The 20,222-nt window shown below is 52.8% G+C and carries 18 protein-coding genes; 13 read left to right on the forward strand and 5 right to left on the reverse strand.

Annotated features, from left to right (window positions below; translation table 11 throughout):
* Nucleotides 1-23 precede the first annotated feature (23 nt).
* Nucleotides 24-848 (reverse strand): protein bax, encoded by an 825-nt coding sequence (locus OGV89_RS02225; RefSeq protein WP_003024247.1) that lies wholly within the window; start codon nucleotides 846-848, stop codon nucleotides 24-26.
* A gap of 316 nt (nucleotides 849-1,164) precedes the next feature.
* Between OGV89_RS02225 and malS the strand changes: the two genes are divergently transcribed.
* Together malS and avtA are read left to right on the forward strand one after the other, a co-directional pair.
* Nucleotides 1,165-3,195 (forward strand): alpha-amylase, encoded by a 2,031-nt coding sequence (malS, locus tag OGV89_RS02230; RefSeq protein ID WP_003844574.1) that lies wholly within the window; start codon nucleotides 1,165-1,167, stop codon nucleotides 3,193-3,195.
* 176 nt (nucleotides 3,196-3,371) lie between these two features.
* Complete coding sequence (gene avtA / locus OGV89_RS02235) at nucleotides 3,372-4,622, forward strand: valine--pyruvate transaminase (RefSeq protein WP_003844572.1); 1,251 nt, start codon at nucleotides 3,372-3,374, stop codon at nucleotides 4,620-4,622.
* A gap of 35 nt (nucleotides 4,623-4,657) precedes the next feature.
* Here the strand turns inward: avtA and OGV89_RS02240 are convergent, their stop codons facing one another.
* Nucleotides 4,658-5,131 (reverse strand): 4Fe-4S dicluster domain-containing protein, encoded by a 474-nt coding sequence (locus OGV89_RS02240; protein WP_003844571.1) that lies wholly within the window; start codon nucleotides 5,129-5,131, stop codon nucleotides 4,658-4,660.
* A 117-nt stretch (nucleotides 5,132-5,248) separates the two neighbouring features.
* A complete protein-coding gene (gene yiaJ / locus OGV89_RS02245) occupies nucleotides 5,249-6,064 on the reverse strand; it encodes an IclR family transcriptional regulator YiaJ (protein WP_003024237.1) in 816 nt (271 codons plus the stop codon).
* 217 nt (nucleotides 6,065-6,281) lie between these two features.
* On the opposite strand from yiaJ, the gene yiaK reads away from it, so the two are divergent.
* From yiaK to araD, 8 genes are all read left to right on the forward strand, one after another.
* Entirely contained in the window at nucleotides 6,282-7,280 is a 999-nt protein-coding gene (gene yiaK, locus OGV89_RS02250; RefSeq protein WP_003024235.1) for a 3-dehydro-L-gulonate 2-dehydrogenase, read from the forward strand.
* An 11-nt stretch (nucleotides 7,281-7,291) separates the two neighbouring features.
* The gene (locus OGV89_RS02255; protein WP_003024232.1) at nucleotides 7,292-7,756 is read left to right on the forward strand and encodes a YhcH/YjgK/YiaL family protein; all 465 of its coding nucleotides are present in this window, start codon (nucleotides 7,292-7,294) and stop codon (nucleotides 7,754-7,756) included.
* Between the two features lie 13 nt (nucleotides 7,757-7,769).
* Nucleotides 7,770-8,702, forward strand: coding sequence for a DUF4862 family protein (locus OGV89_RS02260; protein WP_213168445.1), 933 nt, complete (start codon nucleotides 7,770-7,772; stop codon nucleotides 8,700-8,702).
* A gap of 31 nt (nucleotides 8,703-8,733) precedes the next feature.
* A complete protein-coding gene (locus tag OGV89_RS02265; RefSeq protein WP_003837687.1) occupies nucleotides 8,734-10,053 on the forward strand; it encodes an MFS transporter in 1,320 nt (439 codons plus the stop codon).
* Between the two features lie 97 nt (nucleotides 10,054-10,150).
* Complete coding sequence (locus tag OGV89_RS02270; RefSeq protein WP_003844568.1) at nucleotides 10,151-11,653, forward strand: FGGY-family carbohydrate kinase; 1,503 nt, start codon at nucleotides 10,151-10,153, stop codon at nucleotides 11,651-11,653.
* Nucleotides 11,653-12,315, forward strand: coding sequence for a 3-keto-L-gulonate-6-phosphate decarboxylase UlaD (ulaD, locus tag OGV89_RS02275; protein WP_054528929.1), 663 nt, complete (start codon nucleotides 11,653-11,655; stop codon nucleotides 12,313-12,315). Before OGV89_RS02270 ends, ulaD begins: the two co-directional genes overlap by 1 nt.
* Entirely contained in the window at nucleotides 12,308-13,168 is an 861-nt protein-coding gene (locus OGV89_RS02280) for an L-ribulose-5-phosphate 3-epimerase (protein ID WP_054528883.1), read from the forward strand. Before ulaD ends, OGV89_RS02280 begins: the two co-directional genes overlap by 8 nt.
* A complete protein-coding gene (gene araD, locus OGV89_RS02285) occupies nucleotides 13,162-13,857 on the forward strand; it encodes an L-ribulose-5-phosphate 4-epimerase (RefSeq protein WP_003024215.1) in 696 nt (231 codons plus the stop codon). The genes OGV89_RS02280 and araD overlap by 7 nt, the downstream gene beginning before the upstream one ends.
* Before the next feature lie 4 nt (nucleotides 13,858-13,861).
* Here araD and OGV89_RS02290 read toward each other — a convergent pair whose 3' ends face one another.
* Nucleotides 13,862-14,677 (reverse strand): helix-turn-helix domain-containing protein, encoded by an 816-nt coding sequence (locus OGV89_RS02290; protein WP_003844563.1) that lies wholly within the window; start codon nucleotides 14,675-14,677, stop codon nucleotides 13,862-13,864.
* 252 nt (nucleotides 14,678-14,929) lie between these two features.
* Here OGV89_RS02290 and OGV89_RS02295 point away from each other — a divergent pair, with 252 nt between their 5' ends.
* Together OGV89_RS02295 and OGV89_RS02300 are read left to right on the forward strand one after the other, a co-directional pair.
* Entirely contained in the window at nucleotides 14,930-16,330 is a 1,401-nt protein-coding gene (locus OGV89_RS02295; protein WP_130715273.1) for an MFS transporter, read from the forward strand.
* 10 nt (nucleotides 16,331-16,340) lie between these two features.
* Entirely contained in the window at nucleotides 16,341-18,296 is a 1,956-nt protein-coding gene (locus OGV89_RS02300; RefSeq protein ID WP_032937193.1) for a glycoside hydrolase family 127 protein, read from the forward strand.
* Between the two features lie 99 nt (nucleotides 18,297-18,395).
* On the opposite strand, the gene OGV89_RS02305 is transcribed toward OGV89_RS02300, so the two are convergent.
* A complete protein-coding gene (locus tag OGV89_RS02305) occupies nucleotides 18,396-19,136 on the reverse strand; it encodes a MipA/OmpV family protein (RefSeq protein WP_003024206.1) in 741 nt (246 codons plus the stop codon).
* Between the two features lie 121 nt (nucleotides 19,137-19,257).
* On the opposite strand from OGV89_RS02305, the gene OGV89_RS02310 reads away from it, so the two are divergent.
* Complete coding sequence (locus OGV89_RS02310) at nucleotides 19,258-20,220, forward strand: LysR family transcriptional regulator (protein ID WP_003844559.1); 963 nt, start codon at nucleotides 19,258-19,260, stop codon at nucleotides 20,218-20,220.
* The last annotated feature ends 2 nt before the right edge of the window (nucleotides 20,221-20,222 follow it).

Consider the following 20,222-nt stretch of genomic DNA (forward strand, 5'->3'; position numbering starts at 1 on the left):
AAGCCGCCATCCGGCACACAGAATTACATATGCGCGGCGATTAAACGCTGGTTATCCTGATACATTGCGAACAGATAGTTGTTGTAGCTCTGTCCTTTAGTGGAATAACCCTTCAGCTTATGGATCATCGCGGTAGCGGTGACTTCCTGATCGGCTTTACGCAGCTGCGCACGTGATTTACGGAAAGAAGAGTAAGCCGGGTGCGTGTTCAGGTTGATGACGTAAGCATTCACCGACTCTTTTACCGATTCAAACTGTGAGTAGCCTTTCACCTTACCTGGGGCATTGTTACAACGACCTTTGCCACATTTCATGCCAAACAGGTTGTTGTTGCTACGCGCCAGCTTCGACGTACCCCAGCCGCTTTCGGCCGCAGCCATGGTTGCCACCATGCTCGTCGGGATAATGTCTACGCGCTCAAGCAGCGTATTCCACGGAATTTTACGCGTGTTGCCAGACCAGCTCACCTTGTAGCGCTTCGCGATGTCTTTCATACGCGTACGCTCAGTCGGTGACCAGCGGTTCTGGTACTGTTTTGAAATCAGCCAGTTACGGTCCGCAGTAATGGCAGCATTTTGACTGGTAATATAAGGCATAACCGTCCGGAGAAACGCTTTTTTCCTTGGTGTTCCGGAAGGGTATTTTCGCAAATCAGGAAGTGAACTACTCTTTGCACTATTGCGAGAATACTCTTGTTTACTGCTAACCTGTTTATTACTTGCCTTGGTTATCTGGGGCTTGTGACTCGTTGTCGCCGTGTGTGTCTTTGCCAGCACCTCACCCGAAAATGCAACGGTGAGTAACATAAGAATCATTGCCCCATATCGTCGAATGGGAGTCAATATCATTAGGTCTCCTGGTCGGATTTATACATTCCAACACCTTATATTTTTCACAAAAATGAGAGATGAATCTCAAATCATATCAAAAATAGCCGTCAAGAGCACCCAAAGGAATAGTCCAATTCTGAAACTATGTCACGCATTAACGGTTCAGGGTGCCATTAATTCGAAGAAAATGTGGAGGTTATCGCAAAATAAGTTCATTTTTTGAACGCGATCGCTCACCCTCACTTCTCCTCCTGGCGGAATCGACTCAAAGGATGAGTTTCCAGCCTGATTTCACTGGCAAACTGGCGAAAACAGCAGCACCAAGGACAGCATTATGAAACTTGCCGCCGTTGCGCTGGCGCTCATGCCCGGCATTGCCATCGCCTCATCATGGACTTCTCAGGGACTCCCCAACTTCGAAGCGGAAGGTACGGGTAAATTCGTCAGCCATGCAGCGTTGACGAAGGGTACTCGTCCTTTAATCCTGAATTTTGACCAACAGTGCTGGCAGCCTGCTGATGCGATAAAACTCAACCAGATGCTATCGCTAAAACCGTGTGAAGGAGCGCCGCCGCAGTGGCGTTTATTCAAAGACGGCGATTACACGCTGGAAGTCGATACCCGCTCCGGAACGCCAACGTTGATGCTCTCGGTAAAAAGCGCCGCAGACCCTGTCACGACCCAGATTCGCCAGTGCTCGAAATGGGATGGTTCGCCGTTAACACTGGATGTGAGCCAGACCTTTCCGGAAGGTGCCGTGGTGCGCGATTACTACAGCAAACAAACGGCAACGGTAAAGAATGGGTCGATTACCCTACAGCCTGCCGCAGCCAGTAACGGGCTGTTGCTGCTGGAACGGGCAGAAACCGATGCCCCGGCTGCTTTCGACTGGCATAACGCTACGGTGTATTTCGTTCTGACGGATCGCTTTGTAAATGGTGACCCAGGCAACGACCACAGCTACGGACGTCGCAACGACGGCATGCAGGAAATTGGCACTTTCCACGGTGGCGATTTGCGCGGACTCACCAGTAAACTCGACTACCTGCAACAGTTGGGCGTCAACGCCTTGTGGATCAGCGCACCGTTTGAGCAAATTCACGGTTGGGTCGGCGGTGGCACCAAAGGCGATTTCCCCCACTACGCTTATCACGGCTATTACACTCAGGACTGGACCACGCTCGATGCGAATATGGGTAATGAAGCTGACCTGCGTGCCCTGGTTGAGGGTGCGCACCAGCGCGGCATTCGTATCCTGTTCGATGTCGTCATGAATCATACCGGCTACGCCACGCTGGCGGATATGCAGGAATATCAGCTTGGAGTGCTGTACTTGTCGGGCGATGAACTGAAAAACACGCTCGGTGAACGCTGGACGGACTGGAAGCCAGCCGCCGGGCAAAGCTGGCACAGCTTTAATGATTACATCAACTTCAGCGATAAAGCAGGTTGGGAAAAATGGTGGGGGAAAAACTGGATCCGTACCGATATTGGCGATTACGACAATCCTGGCTTTGACGACCTGACCATGTCACTGGCCTTCCTGCCCGATCTGAAAACCGAATCCACCACACCTTCCGGGCTGCCAAACTTTTATCAGCATAAGCCAGATACGCGCGCTAAAGCTATCGCCGGTTACACGCCCCGCGATTATCTGACGCACTGGCTCAGCCAGTGGGTGCGTGATTACGGGATTGACGGCTTTCGGGTTGATACCGCCAAACACGTCGAGCTTCCCGCCTGGCAGCAATTAAAAACACAGGCCAGCGCAGCGCTGGCTGAATGGAAGAAAGCCAACCCGGATAAAGCGCTGGATGATAAACCTTTCTGGATGACCGGCGAGGCCTGGGGCCACGGCGTAATGCAAAGCGACTATTACCGTCACGGCTTTGATGCGATGATCAATTTCGATTACCAGGAGCAGGCGGCAAAGGCCGTCGATTGTCTGGCAAATATGGATGTCACCTGGCAACAAATGGCTGAAAAACTGCAGGATTTCAACGTCATGAGCTATCTCTCCTCGCACGATACGCGTCTGTTTCGCGAAGGTGGAGACAAAGCCGCCGAGCTATTGCTGCTGGCGCCTGGCGCGGTACAACTCTTTTACGGCGACGAGTCGGCCAGACCCTTTGGACCAACAGGTTCAGACCCATTGCAGGGCACGCGCTCAGAAATGAACTGGCAGGATGTGAGCGGGAAATCTGCTGCCAGCGTCGCACACTGGCAGCGCATCAGTCAGTTCCGAGCCAGACATCCCGCCATCGGCGCCGGTAAACAGACTACGCTTACCCTGAAGCAGGGATACGGATTTATCCGCGAGCATGGCGACGATAAGGTGATGGTGGTGTGGGCCGGCCAGCCCTGATCCCAACAGGCTTCCCGCTGTGCATACGGCGGGAAGCCCAACACAAAATAAAAAACCAGCCAGGCAAACATCTGCAGCACAAAACATCAATCCGGTCCGCTTCCCCTGATTTGCACCCTGCCATGGGTAGCGCTATGGTTAGCCACTTTACTACTCAGTTCGACAGACCCCCTGCTATGACATTCTCACTTTTTGGCGACAAATTTACCCGCCATTCAGGCATCACCCGCCTGATGGAGGACCTCAACGACGGTTTACGCACCCCAGGCGCCATCATGCTCGGCGGTGGTAATCCGGCGCAAATTCCAGAGATGCAAAATTACTTCCAGTCTCTGCTGACAGATATGCTGGCAAACGGCAAAGCCACTGATGCGCTTTGCAATTATGACGGTCCGCAAGGGAAAACCGAGCTCCTGTCTGAGTTGGCGAAACTGCTACGTGAGAAGCAGGGATGGGATATCGAGCCACAAAATATTGCACTGACAAATGGCAGTCAGAGCGCGTTTTTCTACTTATTCAATCTGTTCGCCGGACGCCGCGCTGACGGAACAACGCAAAAAGTGTTATTCCCATTAGCCCCGGAATACATTGGCTATGCCGATTCCGGGCTAGAAGAAGATCTTTTCGTCTCCGCGCGTCCGAACATCGAACTGTTACCGGAAGGCCAGTTTAAGTATCACGTTGATTTTGAACACCTGCACATCGGTGAAGAGACGGGGATGATCTGCGTGTCACGCCCGACTAACCCGACAGGCAACGTGATCACAGACGACGAGCTGATGAAGCTGGACCGGCTGGCCAACCTGCATGGGATCCCGCTGGTGATTGATAACGCCTATGGCGTACCATTCCCTGGCATCATCTTTAGCGAAGCGCGTCCGCTGTGGAACCCCAACATTGTGCTGTGCATGAGCCTTTCCAAGCTGGGCCTGCCAGGTTCCCGCTGCGGCATCATTATCGCCAATGAAAAAATCATCACTGCGATTACCAATATGAACGGCATCATCAGCCTTGCTCCTGGCGGGATGGGACCGGCGATGATGTGCGAGATGATTAAACGTAACGATCTACTGCGCCTGTCCGAAACGGTAATTAAACCGTTTTACTATCAGCGCGTTCAGGAGACGATTGCGATTATTCGCCGCTACTTGTCAGAAGATCGCTGCCTTATCCATAAACCAGAGGGCGCGATTTTTCTTTGGCTGTGGTTCAAAGATTTGCCCATCACGACTGAACTGCTGTATCAGCGCCTGAAAGCGCGTGGCGTGCTGATGGTTCCCGGCGACTACTTCTTCCCGGGGCTGGATAAACCGTGGCCGCATACCCATCAGTGCATGCGCATGAACTACGTTCCGGAACCGGAGAAAATCGAGGCTGGCGTGAAGATTCTGGCTGAAGAGATCGAACGCGCCTGGCTGGAAGGCTGATGATAAACCCGACCCAGGCACGGGTCGGGCTACTTTCACAGCGGCTGGGAACGTAGACGCTGTTTCTGGACGCTGACCGCATCTATACACTGCAACGCGCTGGTCGGGCAGGCTTCTACACACGCTGGCCCCGTCTCACGATGCCAGCACAAATCGCATTTTATCGCCTGCACCCGCGACGAACGGGCAACGACATTCATTGCCCCAAACGGGCAGGCCAGCATACAGCTTTTACAACCAATACAACGTGTCTGTTCAACGAAGATATGCCCATGTTCACGACGAATGGCGTGCGTTGGGCAAACATTCGCACAGGGAGCGTCTTCGCATTGATGGCAGGAGACCGCCGTTGTAAAGGCGTCATCTTTGATTACCCGAATCCGCGGTATAAACGCAGAAGAAGAGACCGACGCACAGTCCTGGTTTTGCTGGTGCGCGACGACGCAGGCAACTTCGCAGGTACGACACCCAATACATTTTGCCGCATCCGCCATAATAAACGCGTTCATTGTCCCCTCCCTCTGCGTGAAAACCACAGAGTGCCAGAGAGGTCGCCCTTGTCGCTTTGATCGGACAGGGGAAACGGTTAAATATTGTCAGGTGCCTGAATAACTATGGATCTCTGCCTAATCGCGAACGGTAAAACCCAGCTCATTTGAAATCGCCTGCGCGGTTTCCCGTAGTGGCTTGAGTAGATTTTTTTCCCCTATCTGCTTAAGTCGCGAGGTAGAGAGTGAAATTGACACCGCGTACGGCACCCGACCATGAATATCAAACACCGGCACGGCAATACAGGAAACGCCCAGTTCGTTCTCTTCCCGATCCATCGCCATACTGCTTTCGCGGATCTGCGCCAATTCGTCGTACATCGCCGGTAAACCGGTAATGGTATTGCGGGTCAGGGGCTGAATAAGATCCTGATGGCTCTCCCAGTAGGCTTCCACATAATCCGCATGCCCAAACGCCATGTAAATTTTACCCATCGCCGAGCAATACAGCGGCATATGTTGGCCGATATAAGCGCGGGTACGCAGCATGCCCGTCGTCGGTTCCAGCTTATAAATCAGAATCGCGTGGTCATCTTCACGGCTTGAGAAGTTGATGGTTTCACCGGTGGCGATATTCAGCGCTTCGAGGTGCGGCGCAGCAACATGGATGATGTTCAGTGACGACAACGCCTTCTGACCCACGGCAATAAATTTGGTGGTCAGGCGATAACTCCCTGCCGCTGGCGCGGGGGTGACATACCCACAGGATTGCAGCCCTTGCAGCAGTCGATGCACAGTACTTTTGTTCAGCCCTGCCAGTTCAGACAAATGCGCCAACGGGCACCCATTCGGATAGTTACTCAGAATCTCAATCAACATCAAACCACGGAACAGGCTCTGACTTCCGGCTGGCCTCTCTTTGTCTTGCGTCATTTCACTCTCTTTTGTGCCCATCGCTTCCGCTCCCCTTTTCGTCGCGCTCTGATGGTAGCGCAAAGTGTGTTTCAGTTCACGATCTGAACCGAAAAAACACAACTATTTGATTTTGATGATTTTAAAAAATAGACCACCCCGTTGATCTGTCAAAATTTGATCGCTATATTTGAAATCAGATTTCGCATAGTGAAATTTAGAGATAAAAAAGCGATCAAATTTAAACAAGGAAACAGGAATGAAAGTCACTTTTGAGCAGTTGAAAGATGCGTTCAATCGGGTACTGCTGGCACGCGGTATCGCCGTTGAAACCGCCGATGCCTGTGCCGAAATGTTTGCGCGCACCACCGAGTCCGGCGTGTATTCACACGGCGTGAATCGTTTTCCTCGTTTTATTCAGCAATTAGATAACGGCGACATCATTCCTGAGGCCAAACCGCAACGCATTACTAGCCTGGGAGCGATTGAACAATGGGATGCCCAGCGTTCGATCGGAAATCTGACGGCGAAAAAGATGATGGACAGAGCCATTGAGCTGGCCTCCGATCACGGTATTGGCCTGGTCGCACTGCGTAACGCCAACCACTGGATGCGCGGCGGCAGCTATGGCTGGCAGGCGGCGGAGAAAGGTTACATCGGTATCTGCTGGACTAACTCGATTGCCGTCATGCCGCCGTGGGGTTCGAAAGAGTGCCGCATTGGTACTAACCCGTTGATCGTCGCGATCCCCTCATCGCCAATCACCATGGTTGATATGTCGATGTCGATGTTCTCCTACGGCATGCTGGAAGTGAATCGCCTGGCCGGTCGCGAACTGCCGGTAGATGGTGGCTTTGATGATGAAGGCAATCTCACTAAAGAGCCGGGCGTTATCGAAAAAAACCGCCGCATTTTACCAATGGGTTACTGGAAAGGTTCAGGTCTGTCGATTGTGCTGGATATGATCGCCACCCTGCTTTCAGACGGTTCTTCCGTGGCCGAGGTCACCCAGGACAACAGCGATGAATATGGTGTTTCACAGATTTTTATCGCCATTGAAGTGGATAAGCTTATCGACGGCGCCACCCGCGACGCCAAACTGCAGCGCATTATGGATTTCATCACCTCCGCCGAACGCGCCGATGAAAACACACCTGTCCGCCTGCCGGGCCACGAGTTTACAAAGCTGCTGGAAGAAAACCGCCGCAACGGTATCACCGTTGATGACAGCGTCTGGGCCAAAATTCAGGCCCTGTAAGGAGCAACACCATGATCTTCGGACATATTGCTCAGCCTAACCCATGTCGTTTACCCGCGGCGATTGAAAGGGCACTCGACTTTCTGCGCAGCACAGATTTCCGCAATCTGGAACCGGGTGTGGTAGAAATCGACGGTAAAAATATCTTCGCGCAGGTTATCGATTTAACCACGCGTGACGTTGCCGAAAATCGCCCGGAGGTGCATCGCCGCTACCTGGATATTCAATTTCTGGCTTGGGGCGAAGAGAAAATCGGGATCGCGATTGATACCGGGAATAACCAAATCAGCGAATCATTATTAGAACAGCGCGATATTATTTTTTATCACGCCAGCGAACATGAATCTTTCATTGAAATGATTCCGGGAAGTTATGCCATATTTTTCCCGCAGGATGTTCATCGCCCTGCATGTCATAAAACTGTCGCCACGCCGATCCGCAAAATAGTCGTGAAGGTTGCTATTTCAGTTTTATAAAAAGGAGCACAACATGAGCGTTAATAATGCCGGTTATATTATCGGTGCGTACCCCTGTGCACCCTCATTTCACCAAAAGAGTGAAGAGGAAGAGAAGGAATTCTGGCGACAGCTCGCCGATACTCCGGATATTCGCGGTCTGGAGCAGCCCTGCCTTGAACATCTTCACCCGTTAGGCGACGAATGGTTATTACGTCATACGCCGGGCGACTGGCAAATCGTGGTCACCGCCATTATGGAAACCATGCGCCGTCGCGGCGCAAACAGCGCTTTTGGGCTGGCCTCCAGCGACGAAGAACAGCGTAAAGCCTGCATAGCGTATTACCGTCATCTGCAGCAGAAAATCAACCATATCAATACGGTACACGCCGGAAAAGTGATTGCGCTGGAACTGCATGCCGCCCCCAATGCCAGCAACCCAAATGTTGCACAGGCCACCGACGCGTTTGCCCGTTCGCTGAAAGAGATTACCTCCTGGGACTGGTCCTGCGATCTGGTGCTGGAACATTGCGACGCCATGACCGGCATTGCGCCGCGCAAAGGCTTTCTGCCGTTAGACAATGTGCTGGAGGTCATTGCCGGGTATGACATCTGCGTGTGCATTAACTGGGCGCGATCGACCATTGAAGGGCAGAATCCCGCCCTGGCGCTGGCCCACACGCAGCAGGCCAAACGGGCTGGAAAACTGGGCGCGCTGATGTTCTCCGGTACCACGCTTGCGGGGGAATACGGCGAATGGCAGGACTTACACGCGCCGTTTGCCCCATTCTGCCCACAAAGCCTGATGACCACCGACCATGCCCGCGAACTATTCGCCTGCGCAGAAGCCGAACCATTGCAATTTGCCGGTATTAAATTGCTGGAAATAAATGCCAATGCAGATGTGAACCATCGCGTAGCAATATTGCGCGACGGTATCGCCGCATTAAATAAAGCAAAACTATAAAAATAAAATACTACTCTACGAGAATATTAATATGAACATGACCTCTCGCCCTACACTCAAAGATATACCCCGTCAGCGCTGGCTGCGGATTATTCCACCTATTCTCATCGCCTGTATTATTTCTTATATGGACCGCGTCAATATCGCTTTCGCGATGCCGGGCGGAATGGATGAGGAATTAGGTATTTCCGCCACCATGGCAGGACTGGCTGGCGGTATTTTCTTTATCGGTTATCTGTTTTTACAGGTTCCCGGCGGAAAAATTGCCGTTCACGGCAGCGGCAAGAAATTTATCGGCTGGTCGCTGGTTGCCTGGGCGGTTATTTCCGTCCTCACGGGGTTAATCACTAATCAGTACCAACTGCTGGTTCTGCGCTTTTTACTCGGCGTTGCCGAAGGCGGCATGCTGCCGGTGGTGCTGACGATGATCAGTAACTGGTTCCCCGACGCCGAGCGTGGTCGCGCCAATGCGATTGTGATTATGTTTGTGCCGATTGCCGGGATCATTACCGCCCCGCTCTCGGGCTGGATTATCACCGTTCTCGACTGGCGCTGGCTGTTCATCATTGAAGGTTTGCTTTCCGTCGTTGTACTGGTGTTGTGGGCCTATACCGTTTACGACCGTCCGCAGGAGGCGCGCTGGATCTCTGAGGCCGAGAAAAATTACCTGGTCGAAACGCTGGCCGCCGAGCAAAAAGCCATTGCCGGAACGGAAGTCAAAAATGCCTCTCTGGGCGCGGTGCTTTCCGATAAAACCATGTGGCAGCTCATCGCGCTGAACTTCTTCTATCAGACCGGGATTTACGGTTACACCCTGTGGCTGCCGACCATCCTCAAAGAGTTGACGCACAGCAGCATGGGACAGGTCGGTATGCTCGCCATTCTGCCGTACGTCGGGGCCATTGCCGGGATGTTCCTGTTCTCTTCTCTCTCTGACCGCACCGGTAAACGCAAGCTGTTCGTCTGCCTGCCGTTGATTGGCTTTGCCCTGTGCATGTTCCTTTCCGTGGCGCTGAAAAATAACGTCTGGCTGGCTTATGCCGCGCTGGTCGGCTGCGGCTTCTTCCTGCAATCGGCAGCGGGCGTGTTCTGGACCATTCCGGCGCGTTTGTTCAGTGCGGAAATGGCCGGTGGCGCGCGTGGAGTCATCAACGCGCTGGGCAACCTCGGCGGCTTCTGCGGTCCTTATGCGGTCGGCGTACTCATCACCCTGTATAGCAAAGATGCGGGGGTTTACTGCCTGGCTATCTCACTGGCTCTGGCCGCGCTGATGGCGCTGCTGCTGCCAGCCAAATGCGACGCCGGTGCCGCTCCGCTAAAGACACTGAATCCACATAAACGTACAGCGTAAAACAATGCCCGGTGGCGCTGCGCTTACCGGGCCTACAGGTAGCAACCGTCCCAGGCCGGATAAGCGCAGCGCCATCCGGCAAAAATGAGATAACAAGATGAGTGAGAAAGAGACCTTCTGGCTGGGTATTGATTGTGGCGGTACGTATCTGAAAGCTGGGTTGTATGACGCCAAAGGTCATGAACATGGCATTAACCGGCAATCGTTGCAGACCGCATCGCCATTGCCCGGTTACGCCGAACGCGATATGCACCAGTTGTGGCAACAGTGTGTAGCCACGATCGCCGGGCTGTTAGCGCGCACCGGCGTCTGCGGCGATCAAATCAAAGGCGTCGGTATTTCCGCTCAGGGCAAAGGCCTGTTCCTTCTCGATAAGCAGGATAAACCGCTGGGCAATGCCATCCTCTCTTCCGACCGCCGGGCGATGGATATCGTTCAGCGCTGGCAGCAGGATGGGATCCCTGAGCAGCTCTACCCGGTCACCCGCCAGACATTGTGGACCGGGCATCCGGCATCATTGCTGCGCTGGGTGAAAGAGAATCAGCCTCACCGTTACGCGCAAATTGGCTGCGTCATGATGGGCCATGACTATCTGCGCTGGTGCTTAACCGGCGTCAAAGGCTGTGAAGAGAGCAATATCTCCGAGTCGAACCTCTACAACATGACTTCGGGTCAGTACGACTCGCGCCTGACCCAGTGGCTGGGCATCAGTGAGATCGACAATGCGCTACCACCGATTGTCGGTTCAGCAGAAATATGCGGGGAAATCACCGCTCAGACAGCCGCCATAACCGGTCTGGCGGCGGGCACGCCCGTCGTCGGCGGACTGTTTGATGTGGTTTCCACCGCACTCTGCGCCGGTATCGAAGATGAATACACCCTCAACGCGGTGATGGGTACTTGGGCCGTCACCAGCGGGATCGCTCACGGTCTGCGCGACCACGAGGCCCATCCCTATGTTTATGGGCGCTATGTCAACGACGGGCAGTACATCGTTCACGAAGCCAGCCCGACCTCTTCCGGCAATCTGGAATGGTTTACCGCCCAGTGGGGCGAACTCTCTTTTGCTGAGATCAATCAGGCCGTCGCCAGCTTACCGAAAGCCAGTAGCGAGCTTTTCTTCCTGCCCTTTTTGTACGGCAGCAACGCCGGGCTGGAGATGACCAGCGGCTTTTATGGCATGCAGGCAATACACACTCGCGCCCACTTATTACAGGCCATCTACGAAGGCGTGGTTTTTAGCCACATGACCCACCTCAACCGCATGCGCGAACGTTTTACGAAGGCGCATACCCTGCGCGTCACCGGCGGTCCGGCGCACTCCGACATCTGGATGCAAATGCTGGCAGACGTCAGCGGTTTACGTATCGAATTGCCACAGATTGAAGAGACCGGTTGCTTTGGCGCTGCGCTTGCCGCCCGCGTCGGCACCGGCGTTTATTCCAACTTCAGCGACGCCCAGCGCAGCCTACAGCACCCGGTACGCACGCTATTGCCGGACGCCGCCGCGCAGGCGAGCTACCAGCGTAAATACAGCCAATACCTGGATTTAATTACCGCACTACAGGGCTACCACGCCCGCATTAAGGAGCACGAATGATGAGTCGACCATTACTGCAACTGGCGCTCGACCACACCAGCCTTGAAGCCGCACAACGCGACGTCGCGCTGCTACAAGAGAGCGTCGATATCGTTGAAGCGGGGACGATTCTCTGCTTAACCGAAGGGCTGAGCGCCGTGAAAGCCCTGCGTGCCCAGTGCCCAAATAAAATCATCGTCGCCGACTGGAAAGTGGCCGATGCGGGCGAAACCCTCGCGCAGCAAGCCTTTGGAGCAGGTGCCAACTGGATGACCATTATCTGTGCTGCGCCGCTGGCGACGGTAGAGAAAGGTCATGGCATCGCGCAGTCCTGCGGCGGCGAAATTCAGATGGAGCTGTTCGGCAACTGGACTCTGGATGATGCCCGCGACTGGTATCGCGTTGGCGTTCGCCAGGCGATTTACCATCGTGGCCGCGATGCTCAGGCCAGCGGACAACAGTGGGGAGAAGCAGACCTGGCGCGTATGAAGGCGCTTTCTGATATTGGTCTGGAACTGTCGATTACCGGTGGGATCACGCCCGCCGATCTGTCGTTGTTTCGCGATATTAACGTCAAAGCTTTTATTGCCGGGCGCGCGCTGGCGGGAGCGCAAAACCCAGCGCAGGTTGCTGGCGAATTCCATGCGCAAATCGACGCCATCTGGGGAACACAGCATGCGTAATCATCCATTAGGTATCTATGAAAAAGCGCTGGCGAAAGACCTCTCCTGGCCGGAACGGCTGGTGCTGGCAAAAAGCTGCGGTTTTGATTTCGTCGAGATGTCGGTGGATGAAACCGATGAACGTCTGTCGCGTCTCGACTGGAGTCCGGCTCAGCGCACATCGCTGGTGAGCGCGATGCTGGAAACCGGCGTGGCGATCCCATCAATGTGCTTGTCCGCCCACCGTCGTTTTCCCTTTGGCAGCCGCGATGAAGCCGTGCGTGAGCGGGCGCGAGAAATAATGAGCAAAGCCATCCGTCTGGCGCGCGATCTGGGTATCCGCACTATTCAACTGGCTGGTTACGACGTCTATTACGAAGAACATGACGCAGGAACGCAGCAGCGCTTTGCCGAAGGGCTGGCATGGGCAGTCGAGCAAGCCGCTGCCGCGCAGGTGATGCTGGCGGTAGAAATCATGGATACCGCGTTTATGAACTCGATCAGCAAGTGGAAAAAGTGGGATGAAATGCTGTCATCGCCGTGGTTCACCGTTTATCCGGACGTGGGCAACCTCAGCGCCTGGGGGAATGACGTCACTGCCGAATTGACGCTGGGCATTGACCGCATCGCTGCTATCCATCTGAAAGACACGCTGCCGGTAACCGAAACTCATCCGGGCCAGTTTCGCGATGTGCCGTTTGGCGAAGGGTGCGTGGACTTTGTTGGCATCTTCAAAACGCTGCATCAGCTGAACTATCGCGGGTCGTTTCTGATTGAAATGTGGACTGAAAAAGCGAAGGAGCCGGTACTGGAAATTATCCAGGCACGGCGCTGGATAGAAGCACGCATGCAGGAAGGAGGATTTCCATGTTAGAACAACTGAAAGCCGAGGTGCTGGCGGCAAACCTGGCGCTCCCGGCTCATGGCTTAGTCACCTTTACCTGGGGCAACGTCAGCGCAGTGGATGAAACACGTAAACTGATGGTGATTAAGCCATCCGGCGTGGAATATGAGGTGATGACCGCCGACGACATGGTGGTAGTGGATATTGCCAGCGGCAACGTGGTGGAAGGCAACAAAAAACCGTCGTCCGACACGCCAACCCATCTGGCGCTGTATCGTCGTTATCCACAGATCGGCGGGATCGTCCATACCCATTCTCGCCACGCGACAATCTGGTCGCAGGCGGGTCTGGATCTCCCTGCATGGGGCACCACGCATGCCGATTATTTCTATGGTTCTATTCCGTGTACGCGTCTAATGACCGCTGAAGAGATCAACGGCGAATATGAATATCAAACCGGAGAGGTGATCATTCAGACCTTCGAGCAGCGCGATCTCAATCCGCTGCAGGTTCCGGCGGTCTTGGTGCACTCCCACGGACCGTTCGCCTGGGGTAAAGACGCCGCAGACGCGGTGCATAACGCTGTGGTGCTCGAAGAGTGCGCCTACATGGGGCTGTTCTCTCGCCAGTTAGCCCCGCAATTGCCGGATATGCAGTCTGAGTTGCTGGATAAACATTATCTGCGCAAACACGGGGCAAATGCGTATTACGGACAATAACGGGTCAGGCGCTATTGATATGTTCTTTGCAATAGCGCCGTTTCCACGCCGCGGGCGTCAGGCTGGTGTGCTTGTGGAATATTTTGCGAAAATAACCCACATCATTAAATCCACATTTCATCGCCACCTCGGTTAGCGACAGCGAATCGCTGATTAACAGTTTTTCTGCCGCCCTTACCCGCTGACGGTGCAACGCTTCGGTTAGCGTCAGCCGGAAAGCGCCACGGAAAACGCGCCCCAGATAATCCGCATTGCAATGCAGCTCTTTCGCCAACGTTGAGGCGGAAATCGGCAGGTGGAACCGGGTGTGAATGATTTGCTGCGCTTTCCAGGCCAACGCATTCCCGGGGCTGTCGACAGGTTGCTCGCTGGCGGCTGCGGATATTTGCTGCAAAATCAGCAGCAGGATCAGTTCCAGCGCCATGCTGCGATGAATATTTTCCTGCTCGCGTAAGAACTGGCGAAACAGCGAAATAATATATTGGGGCTCGCCCACCCGGGTATGTTGAGGGATAGCAAGTAACGGTTCCGTTATTGATGCGTCGTTTTCTGCCGTCACCTCAAAATGCAGCCAGTAAAATTTCAAATCAGCCGGAAATTGCCCAACGCCAATATGCAAGCGCTGCGGCCACAGCAGCAAACTTTCTCCGGCATTCACGCAAAAAACTGTCTGGCCTTCGCGAATCGTTAATGTCCCTTTTTCAACAAAGATAATTTCCCAGGATTGCAATCGTCGCGCAGGATGACTGCCCACGCCCCGGGAAATAAATAGCCCACCATTTTGCACTTTAATCGGAAGAGACATGGATAATTCGAGCATATATATTCAAATTCCCGCTTTCTACATTATTTAAACCGATCTTTATCATTGATTATTCACGATAAACCTGCTTTCCGCCGGATCGAAATCACATTTTTATAATGAAGTCGGAATTGTCATCTTTTTATACTTTTCTCTTCCCTTGTTGACCCAAATATTTCGTGCAGAATAAATAACGTATTTTGCAAATTACAAACAAATAACCCGCAACGTAGCGGGATACTTTCTGAACATCCTCTCCGGGAGTTATTTATGACTTCGGCTCCGATTACAACATCTGATTTGGCACAGCGTGCCCAGGACGACAAATTATCCCTGCGTGAAAAAATTGGTTATGGACTAGGCGATGCTGGCGGGACAGTAATTACCTGCCTGATCATGAACTTCCTGACATTTTTCTACACCGATGTCTTCGGGTTAACGCCTGCGCTGGTCGGCACATTATTTATTGCCCTGCGTGTATTTGACGCCATTTCCGACCCCATCATGGGTGTGCTAGCCGACCGTACGCAAAGCCGCTGGGGGCGCTTTCGCCCGTGGCAACTGTGGGTTGCGATTCCGATCGGTATTATTGGCGTGCTCACTTTTACCGTCCCGGACGCCAGCATGGGGGTCAAGATCGCCTGGGCATTCGGCACCTATCTCCTGCTCTCTGTCGGCTATACCGCCATCAACGTACCGTATTGTGCGCTGATCAACACCATGACGACCCGCCATAACGAGGTGATCGCCTGTCAGTCCTGGCGCTTTGTGCTGTGCGGCGTGGCGGGATTCCTGGTTTCCGTTGGTCTGCCATGGATGGTGGATATTCTGGGTCAGGGCAATGCCGCACAGGGTTATCAGTTTGGCGTGGGCATCCTGTGTGCCATCGCGGTGGTGATGTTCCTGTGCTGTTTCTTCTGGGTTCGCGAGCGTGTACCGCTGGCGATGATGGGGAAATTTACCCTGCGTGAACACATTGGAGGGCTGCGCAAAAACGATCAGCTATTGTTGATGCTGGTAATGTCTTTCCTGCTGATCAACGTCTTTAATATTCGCGGCGGCGGGTACATGTATTTTATTACCTACGTGCTGGAAGGCAGCACCGCCTATACGTCGCTGTTTTTCACCATGGTCACTTTCGCGTCCATCATCGGTTCAGTGATTGTCAGCCCCCTGACCCGCCGCATCGATACCGTCAAACTCTATTACTACACCAATCTGGTGCTGACGGCCCTGGCGATACTGATGTGGTTCCTGCCAACCGGCCCGGCTTATCAGACGCTGTGGCTGGCAGTCATCCTCGGTAACGGCATTATTTTAGGCTTCACGCTGCCGTTGCACTTCTCACTGATGGCCTTCGCCGACGATTACGGCGAGTGGAAAACCGGCGTACGTTCCTCCGGCATGAATTTCGCCTTCAATCTGTTCTTCATCAAGCTGGCCTGGGCCTCAAGTGCGGGGATCATCAGCCTGCTGTTTATTTTTGTCGCCTATCAGCCAGGCGCTGGTAACCAAACCACCAGCTCGCTGCAAGGAATTACCGCGATGGAGACGCTGCTGCCCGCGCTGTTCCACCTGCTGTTGGCGCTGTCTATCCGCATCTGCAAACTCAATAATCCGATGATGTCGCGCATTGCCACCGATCTGCGTCAGCGTCATGTACAGCCTTAAGGAGCACGAAATGAACGTACTGGAAGTCGACCTGCATAAGCTCACCGTCAGCGATCCGTTCCTCGGACAATATCAGCAGTTGGTGCGTGACGTGGTGATCCCCTATCAATGGGATGCGCTCAATGACCGCATTGCAGAGGCGGAACCAAGTCATGCGATAGAGAATTTCCGTATCGCCGCGGGCCTGCAGGATGGCGAATTTTACGGCATGGTTTTTCAGGATAGCGACGTAGCAAAGTGGCTGGAGGCCGTTGCCTGGTCCCTGTGCCAGAAACCCGATGCGGAACTTGAAAAAACGGCCGATGAAGTCATTGAACTGGTGGCGGCCGCCCAGTGTGAAGATGGCTATCTCAATACGTACTTCACAGTGAAAGCACCGGATGAACGCTGGACCAACCTCGCCGAGTGTCATGAGTTGTACTGTGCAGGTCATTTGATCGAAGCAGGCGTCGCGTTCTTTCAGGCGACGGGTAAACGCCGTCTGTTAGAGGTGGTGTGTCGCCTGGCAGATCACATCGACAGCGTGTTTGGACTCGGGGAGAATCAACTGCGCGGCTACCCAGGACACCCGGAAATCGAGCTGGCGTTAATGCGCTTATACGAAGTGACCCAGCAACCACGCTATATGGCGCTGGTAAATTACTTTGTGGAACAGCGCGGCGCACAGCCCCATTTCTATGACGAAGAGTACGAAAAGCGCGGCCAAACCTCTTACTGGCATACTTACGGTCCGGCATGGATGGTGAAGGATAAACCCTATAGCCAGGCTCATCAGCCCATTTCAGAACAGCAAACGGCGATCGGGCATGCAGTGCGCTTTGTCTACCTGATGACCGGCGTCGCTCATCTGGCACGCTTAAGCCAGGACGAAGGCAAGCGTCAGGATTGCCTGCGTCTGTGGAAAAACATGGCCCAGCGCCAGTTGTACATTACCGGCGGGATCGGTTCACAAAGCAGCGGCGAGGCGTTTAGCAGCGATTACGATCTGCCCAACGACTCCGTGTATGCGGAAAGCTGCGCCTCAATCGGCCTGATGATGTTCGCCCGCAGAATGCTGGAAATGGAAGCCGACAGCCAGTATGCCGACGTGATGGAGCGCGCCCTGTATAATACCGTATTGGGCGGGATGGCGCTCGATGGCAAGCACTTCTTCTATGTGAACCCGCTGGAAGTACATCCTAAATCATTAAAATTCAATCATATTTATGACCACGTGAAACCCGTTCGCCAGCGCTGGTTTGGCTGCGCCTGTTGCCCGCCGAATATCGCCCGCGTGTTAACCTCAATTGGCCACTACATCTATACACCGCGTCAGGACGCGCTGTATATCAATATGTACGTGGGCAATAGCATGGAGGTCCCTGTTGTAAACGGCTCGCTTAAACTGCGTATTAGCGGAGATTACCCATGGCATGAGCAGGTAAAAATCACCATCGAATCACCGCGGTCGGTTTATCACACTCTGGCTCTGCGCCTGCCAGACTGGTGCTCCGCGCCGCAGGTTTTGTTGAATGGTCAGCCGGTTGAGCAGGATATTCGCAAAGGCTATTTGCACATCAGTCGAACCTGGCAGGAAGGCGATACGCTCAGTTTGACCCTGCCAATGCCGGTGCGTCGGGTATACGGAAATCCATTAGTGCGTCATGTTGCCGGTAAGGTCGCCATTCAGCGTGGGCCACTGGTATATTGCCTGGAGCAGGCCGACAACGGCGAGGAATTGCATAATCTGTGGTTGCCAAAAGAGAGTGAGTTCAGAGTATTCGAAGGTAAGGGATTGTTCAGCCATAAAATGTTAATTCAGGCTGAAGGTGTGAAGCAAAGTGCAGCCGATGCAGCACAACAATCGTTGTGGCACTACGATGTTTCCCCAACTTCGCGTCAGGCGCATACATTGACGTTTATTCCGTGGTTTAGCTGGGCAAACCGTGGTGAAGGCGAAATGCGTATCTGGATAAACGAGCAGTAATTAAACCGTGCCGGATGGCGACGCTTCACGTCTTATCCGGCCTACAACACCTATCCACGTAGGCCTGATAAGCGAAGCGCCATCAGGCACGTATTTAAATCAGAAACGCCAGGTCAGACCGGACATAAAGGTAAAGCTGTCATCGCGATCAACCATCGGGCTATTTTTAATGTCATCCGGCAGTGCGCTATAATTGGCGCTTGCCAGCAGCGTCAGGTTAGTGGTCAATGCGTATTTAGCGGACAGGCCAACATACGGTGTCCAGCTATCGCCTGGGGAATAGCTTGATAAGCCACTACGACGGGACTCATTACCCGATATGCCGTAGTAGTATTCATTGAAGTTTTCGTCATAGTAGAGCACGCCAATCGATGGCGTCAGCGTCAGCTTGCCCATCGGCATTGGACGGAACAGTGAAACTTCCCCTACCCAGCCATTACTGTTGTCCAGCACATCCGCAGCGGCGGAGACTTTCACGCTACCCCATCTTTCATGGTGATACCACGCGGCACCCGCCATTGCAGTTGCGTCACGCTTATCCAGCTTTTTCATCGCATGATCGTCATTATCGCCGGGATCAAACTCAAGCGGCATATAAGAGGCAGTAATACTAAATTCATTACTTTCACTCTTAGACAAAATATAACCTAGCGTTGTTTGCCTAAAATAAAATGATTCACTTTCGTAACTGACTAGCGGTACTGCGTGAACATTATCATTATACCCGCGATAAGGTGATTCATTATATACAGCACCAGCGCCAATTGAAAACTCTGCGGCAGTTGCACTCGCCATAAAAGAAAAGGCGAGCAGCGCCACAATATTGTGTTTAATTAACATGCCAACATTCCATTTTAAAATAAGCTACAAAACTGGTGCATAATAATGCTTACAATTTCATCGATGCAAGGTTCATATTTATATAGTAATATATAAAAAATTATATATATTGGGCTTGGCGATGAATAAATTACAACTTAAACACCGGGAGTTGAAGATTATTTCGGTAATCGCTGCCAGTGAAAATATCAGTCATGCCGCGACTGTTCTCGGCATCGCACAGGCCAACGTCAGTAAATATCTTGCTGATTTTGAGTCAAAAGTTGGATTAAAGGTGTTTGACCGCACCACCCGGCAACTGACCCTCACGCCGTTTGGTATAGCGTTACTTCCTTACATCAATGACATGTTAGACAGAAACGAGCAGTTAAATAATTTCATTGCTGATTATAAGCACGAGAAACGTGGAAAAGTAACGGTATATGCACCAACCGGAATTATCGCTTACTTATCGCAACATGTTATTGCAAAAATTATGGATATTGGCGATATCAGTCTGGTGCTAAAAACCTATAACCTGGAACGTAAAGCCTTTTATGAAGGAGTCGAATTTCCTGATGACTGTGATGTTTTAATTACTTATGCACATCCAAAAGATGAATCTTTGGTCGCCAGTTTTATTACCAAATATGTGGTTACCGCTTTCGCCAGTAATCAATACCTGGCCCAACATCCCATCAGCACTCCTGAAGAACTTGAGCATCACTCCTGTATTCTGATTGATTCCATGATGATTGATGATGCTAACATTTGGCGATTCTCCTCCCCCGGTGGTAAAGAGATGCATGACTATCGCGTAACGGGTAACTATGTTTGCGACAATACGCAATCTGCGCTGTCGTTGGCGCGAAACCATCTGGGCATTGTTTTTGCACCGAAGGCGAGCGTACAAAAAGAAAGTCAGCCTAACGGGCTGGTTCCGTGTTTCTCCGGACAGCATGAATGGTGGCTGGATCTGGTGGCGATTTTCCGCAAACGTGAATATCAGCCATGGCGGGTACAGTTTATTCTTGATGAGATGTTGGCGGAGATTCGCCGGCAACTTGCTCAGTCGCTGGATCAGCAGACTGAGCAAGCAAAATAGCC

The sequence above is a fragment of the Citrobacter sp. Cf125 genome, assembly GCF_030333935.1.
GTDB classification, from domain to species: domain Bacteria; phylum Pseudomonadota; class Gammaproteobacteria; order Enterobacterales; family Enterobacteriaceae; genus Citrobacter; species Citrobacter freundii.

Bases quoted from the DNA above. Each gene is read 5' to 3' on its own strand.
- yiaJ (WP_003024237.1), bottom strand. From the start codon at position 6,064: ATGGGCACAAAAGAGAGTGAAATGACGCAAGACAAAGAGAGGCCAGCC.
- OGV89_RS02240 (WP_003844571.1), bottom strand. From the start codon at position 5,131: ATGAACGCGTTTATTATGGCGGATGCGGCAAAATGTATTGGGTGTCGT.
- OGV89_RS02255 (WP_003024232.1), top strand. From the start codon at position 7,292: ATGATCTTCGGACATATTGCTCAGCCTAACCCATGTCGTTTACCCGCG.
- OGV89_RS02265 (WP_003837687.1), top strand. From the start codon at position 8,734: ATGAACATGACCTCTCGCCCTACACTCAAAGATATACCCCGTCAGCGC.
- OGV89_RS02300 (WP_032937193.1), top strand. From the start codon at position 16,341: ATGAACGTACTGGAAGTCGACCTGCATAAGCTCACCGTCAGCGATCCG.
- OGV89_RS02290 (WP_003844563.1), bottom strand. From the start codon at position 14,677: ATGCTCGAATTATCCATGTCTCTTCCGATTAAAGTGCAAAATGGTGGG.
- OGV89_RS02260 (WP_213168445.1), top strand. From the start codon at position 7,770: ATGAGCGTTAATAATGCCGGTTATATTATCGGTGCGTACCCCTGTGCA.
- araD (WP_003024215.1), top strand. From the start codon at position 13,162: ATGTTAGAACAACTGAAAGCCGAGGTGCTGGCGGCAAACCTGGCGCTC.
- OGV89_RS02270 (WP_003844568.1), top strand. From the start codon at position 10,151: ATGAGTGAGAAAGAGACCTTCTGGCTGGGTATTGATTGTGGCGGTACG.
- OGV89_RS02305 (WP_003024206.1), bottom strand. From the start codon at position 19,136: ATGTTAATTAAACACAATATTGTGGCGCTGCTCGCCTTTTCTTTTATG.
- OGV89_RS02225 (WP_003024247.1), bottom strand. From the start codon at position 848: ATGATATTGACTCCCATTCGACGATATGGGGCAATGATTCTTATGTTA.
- malS (WP_003844574.1), top strand. From the start codon at position 1,165: ATGAAACTTGCCGCCGTTGCGCTGGCGCTCATGCCCGGCATTGCCATC.
- OGV89_RS02295 (WP_130715273.1), top strand. From the start codon at position 14,930: ATGACTTCGGCTCCGATTACAACATCTGATTTGGCACAGCGTGCCCAG.
- ulaD (WP_054528929.1), top strand. From the start codon at position 11,653: ATGAGTCGACCATTACTGCAACTGGCGCTCGACCACACCAGCCTTGAA.
- yiaK (WP_003024235.1), top strand. From the start codon at position 6,282: ATGAAAGTCACTTTTGAGCAGTTGAAAGATGCGTTCAATCGGGTACTG.
- avtA (WP_003844572.1), top strand. From the start codon at position 3,372: ATGACATTCTCACTTTTTGGCGACAAATTTACCCGCCATTCAGGCATC.
- OGV89_RS02280 (WP_054528883.1), top strand. From the start codon at position 12,308: ATGCGTAATCATCCATTAGGTATCTATGAAAAAGCGCTGGCGAAAGAC.
- OGV89_RS02310 (WP_003844559.1), top strand. From the start codon at position 19,258: ATGAATAAATTACAACTTAAACACCGGGAGTTGAAGATTATTTCGGTA.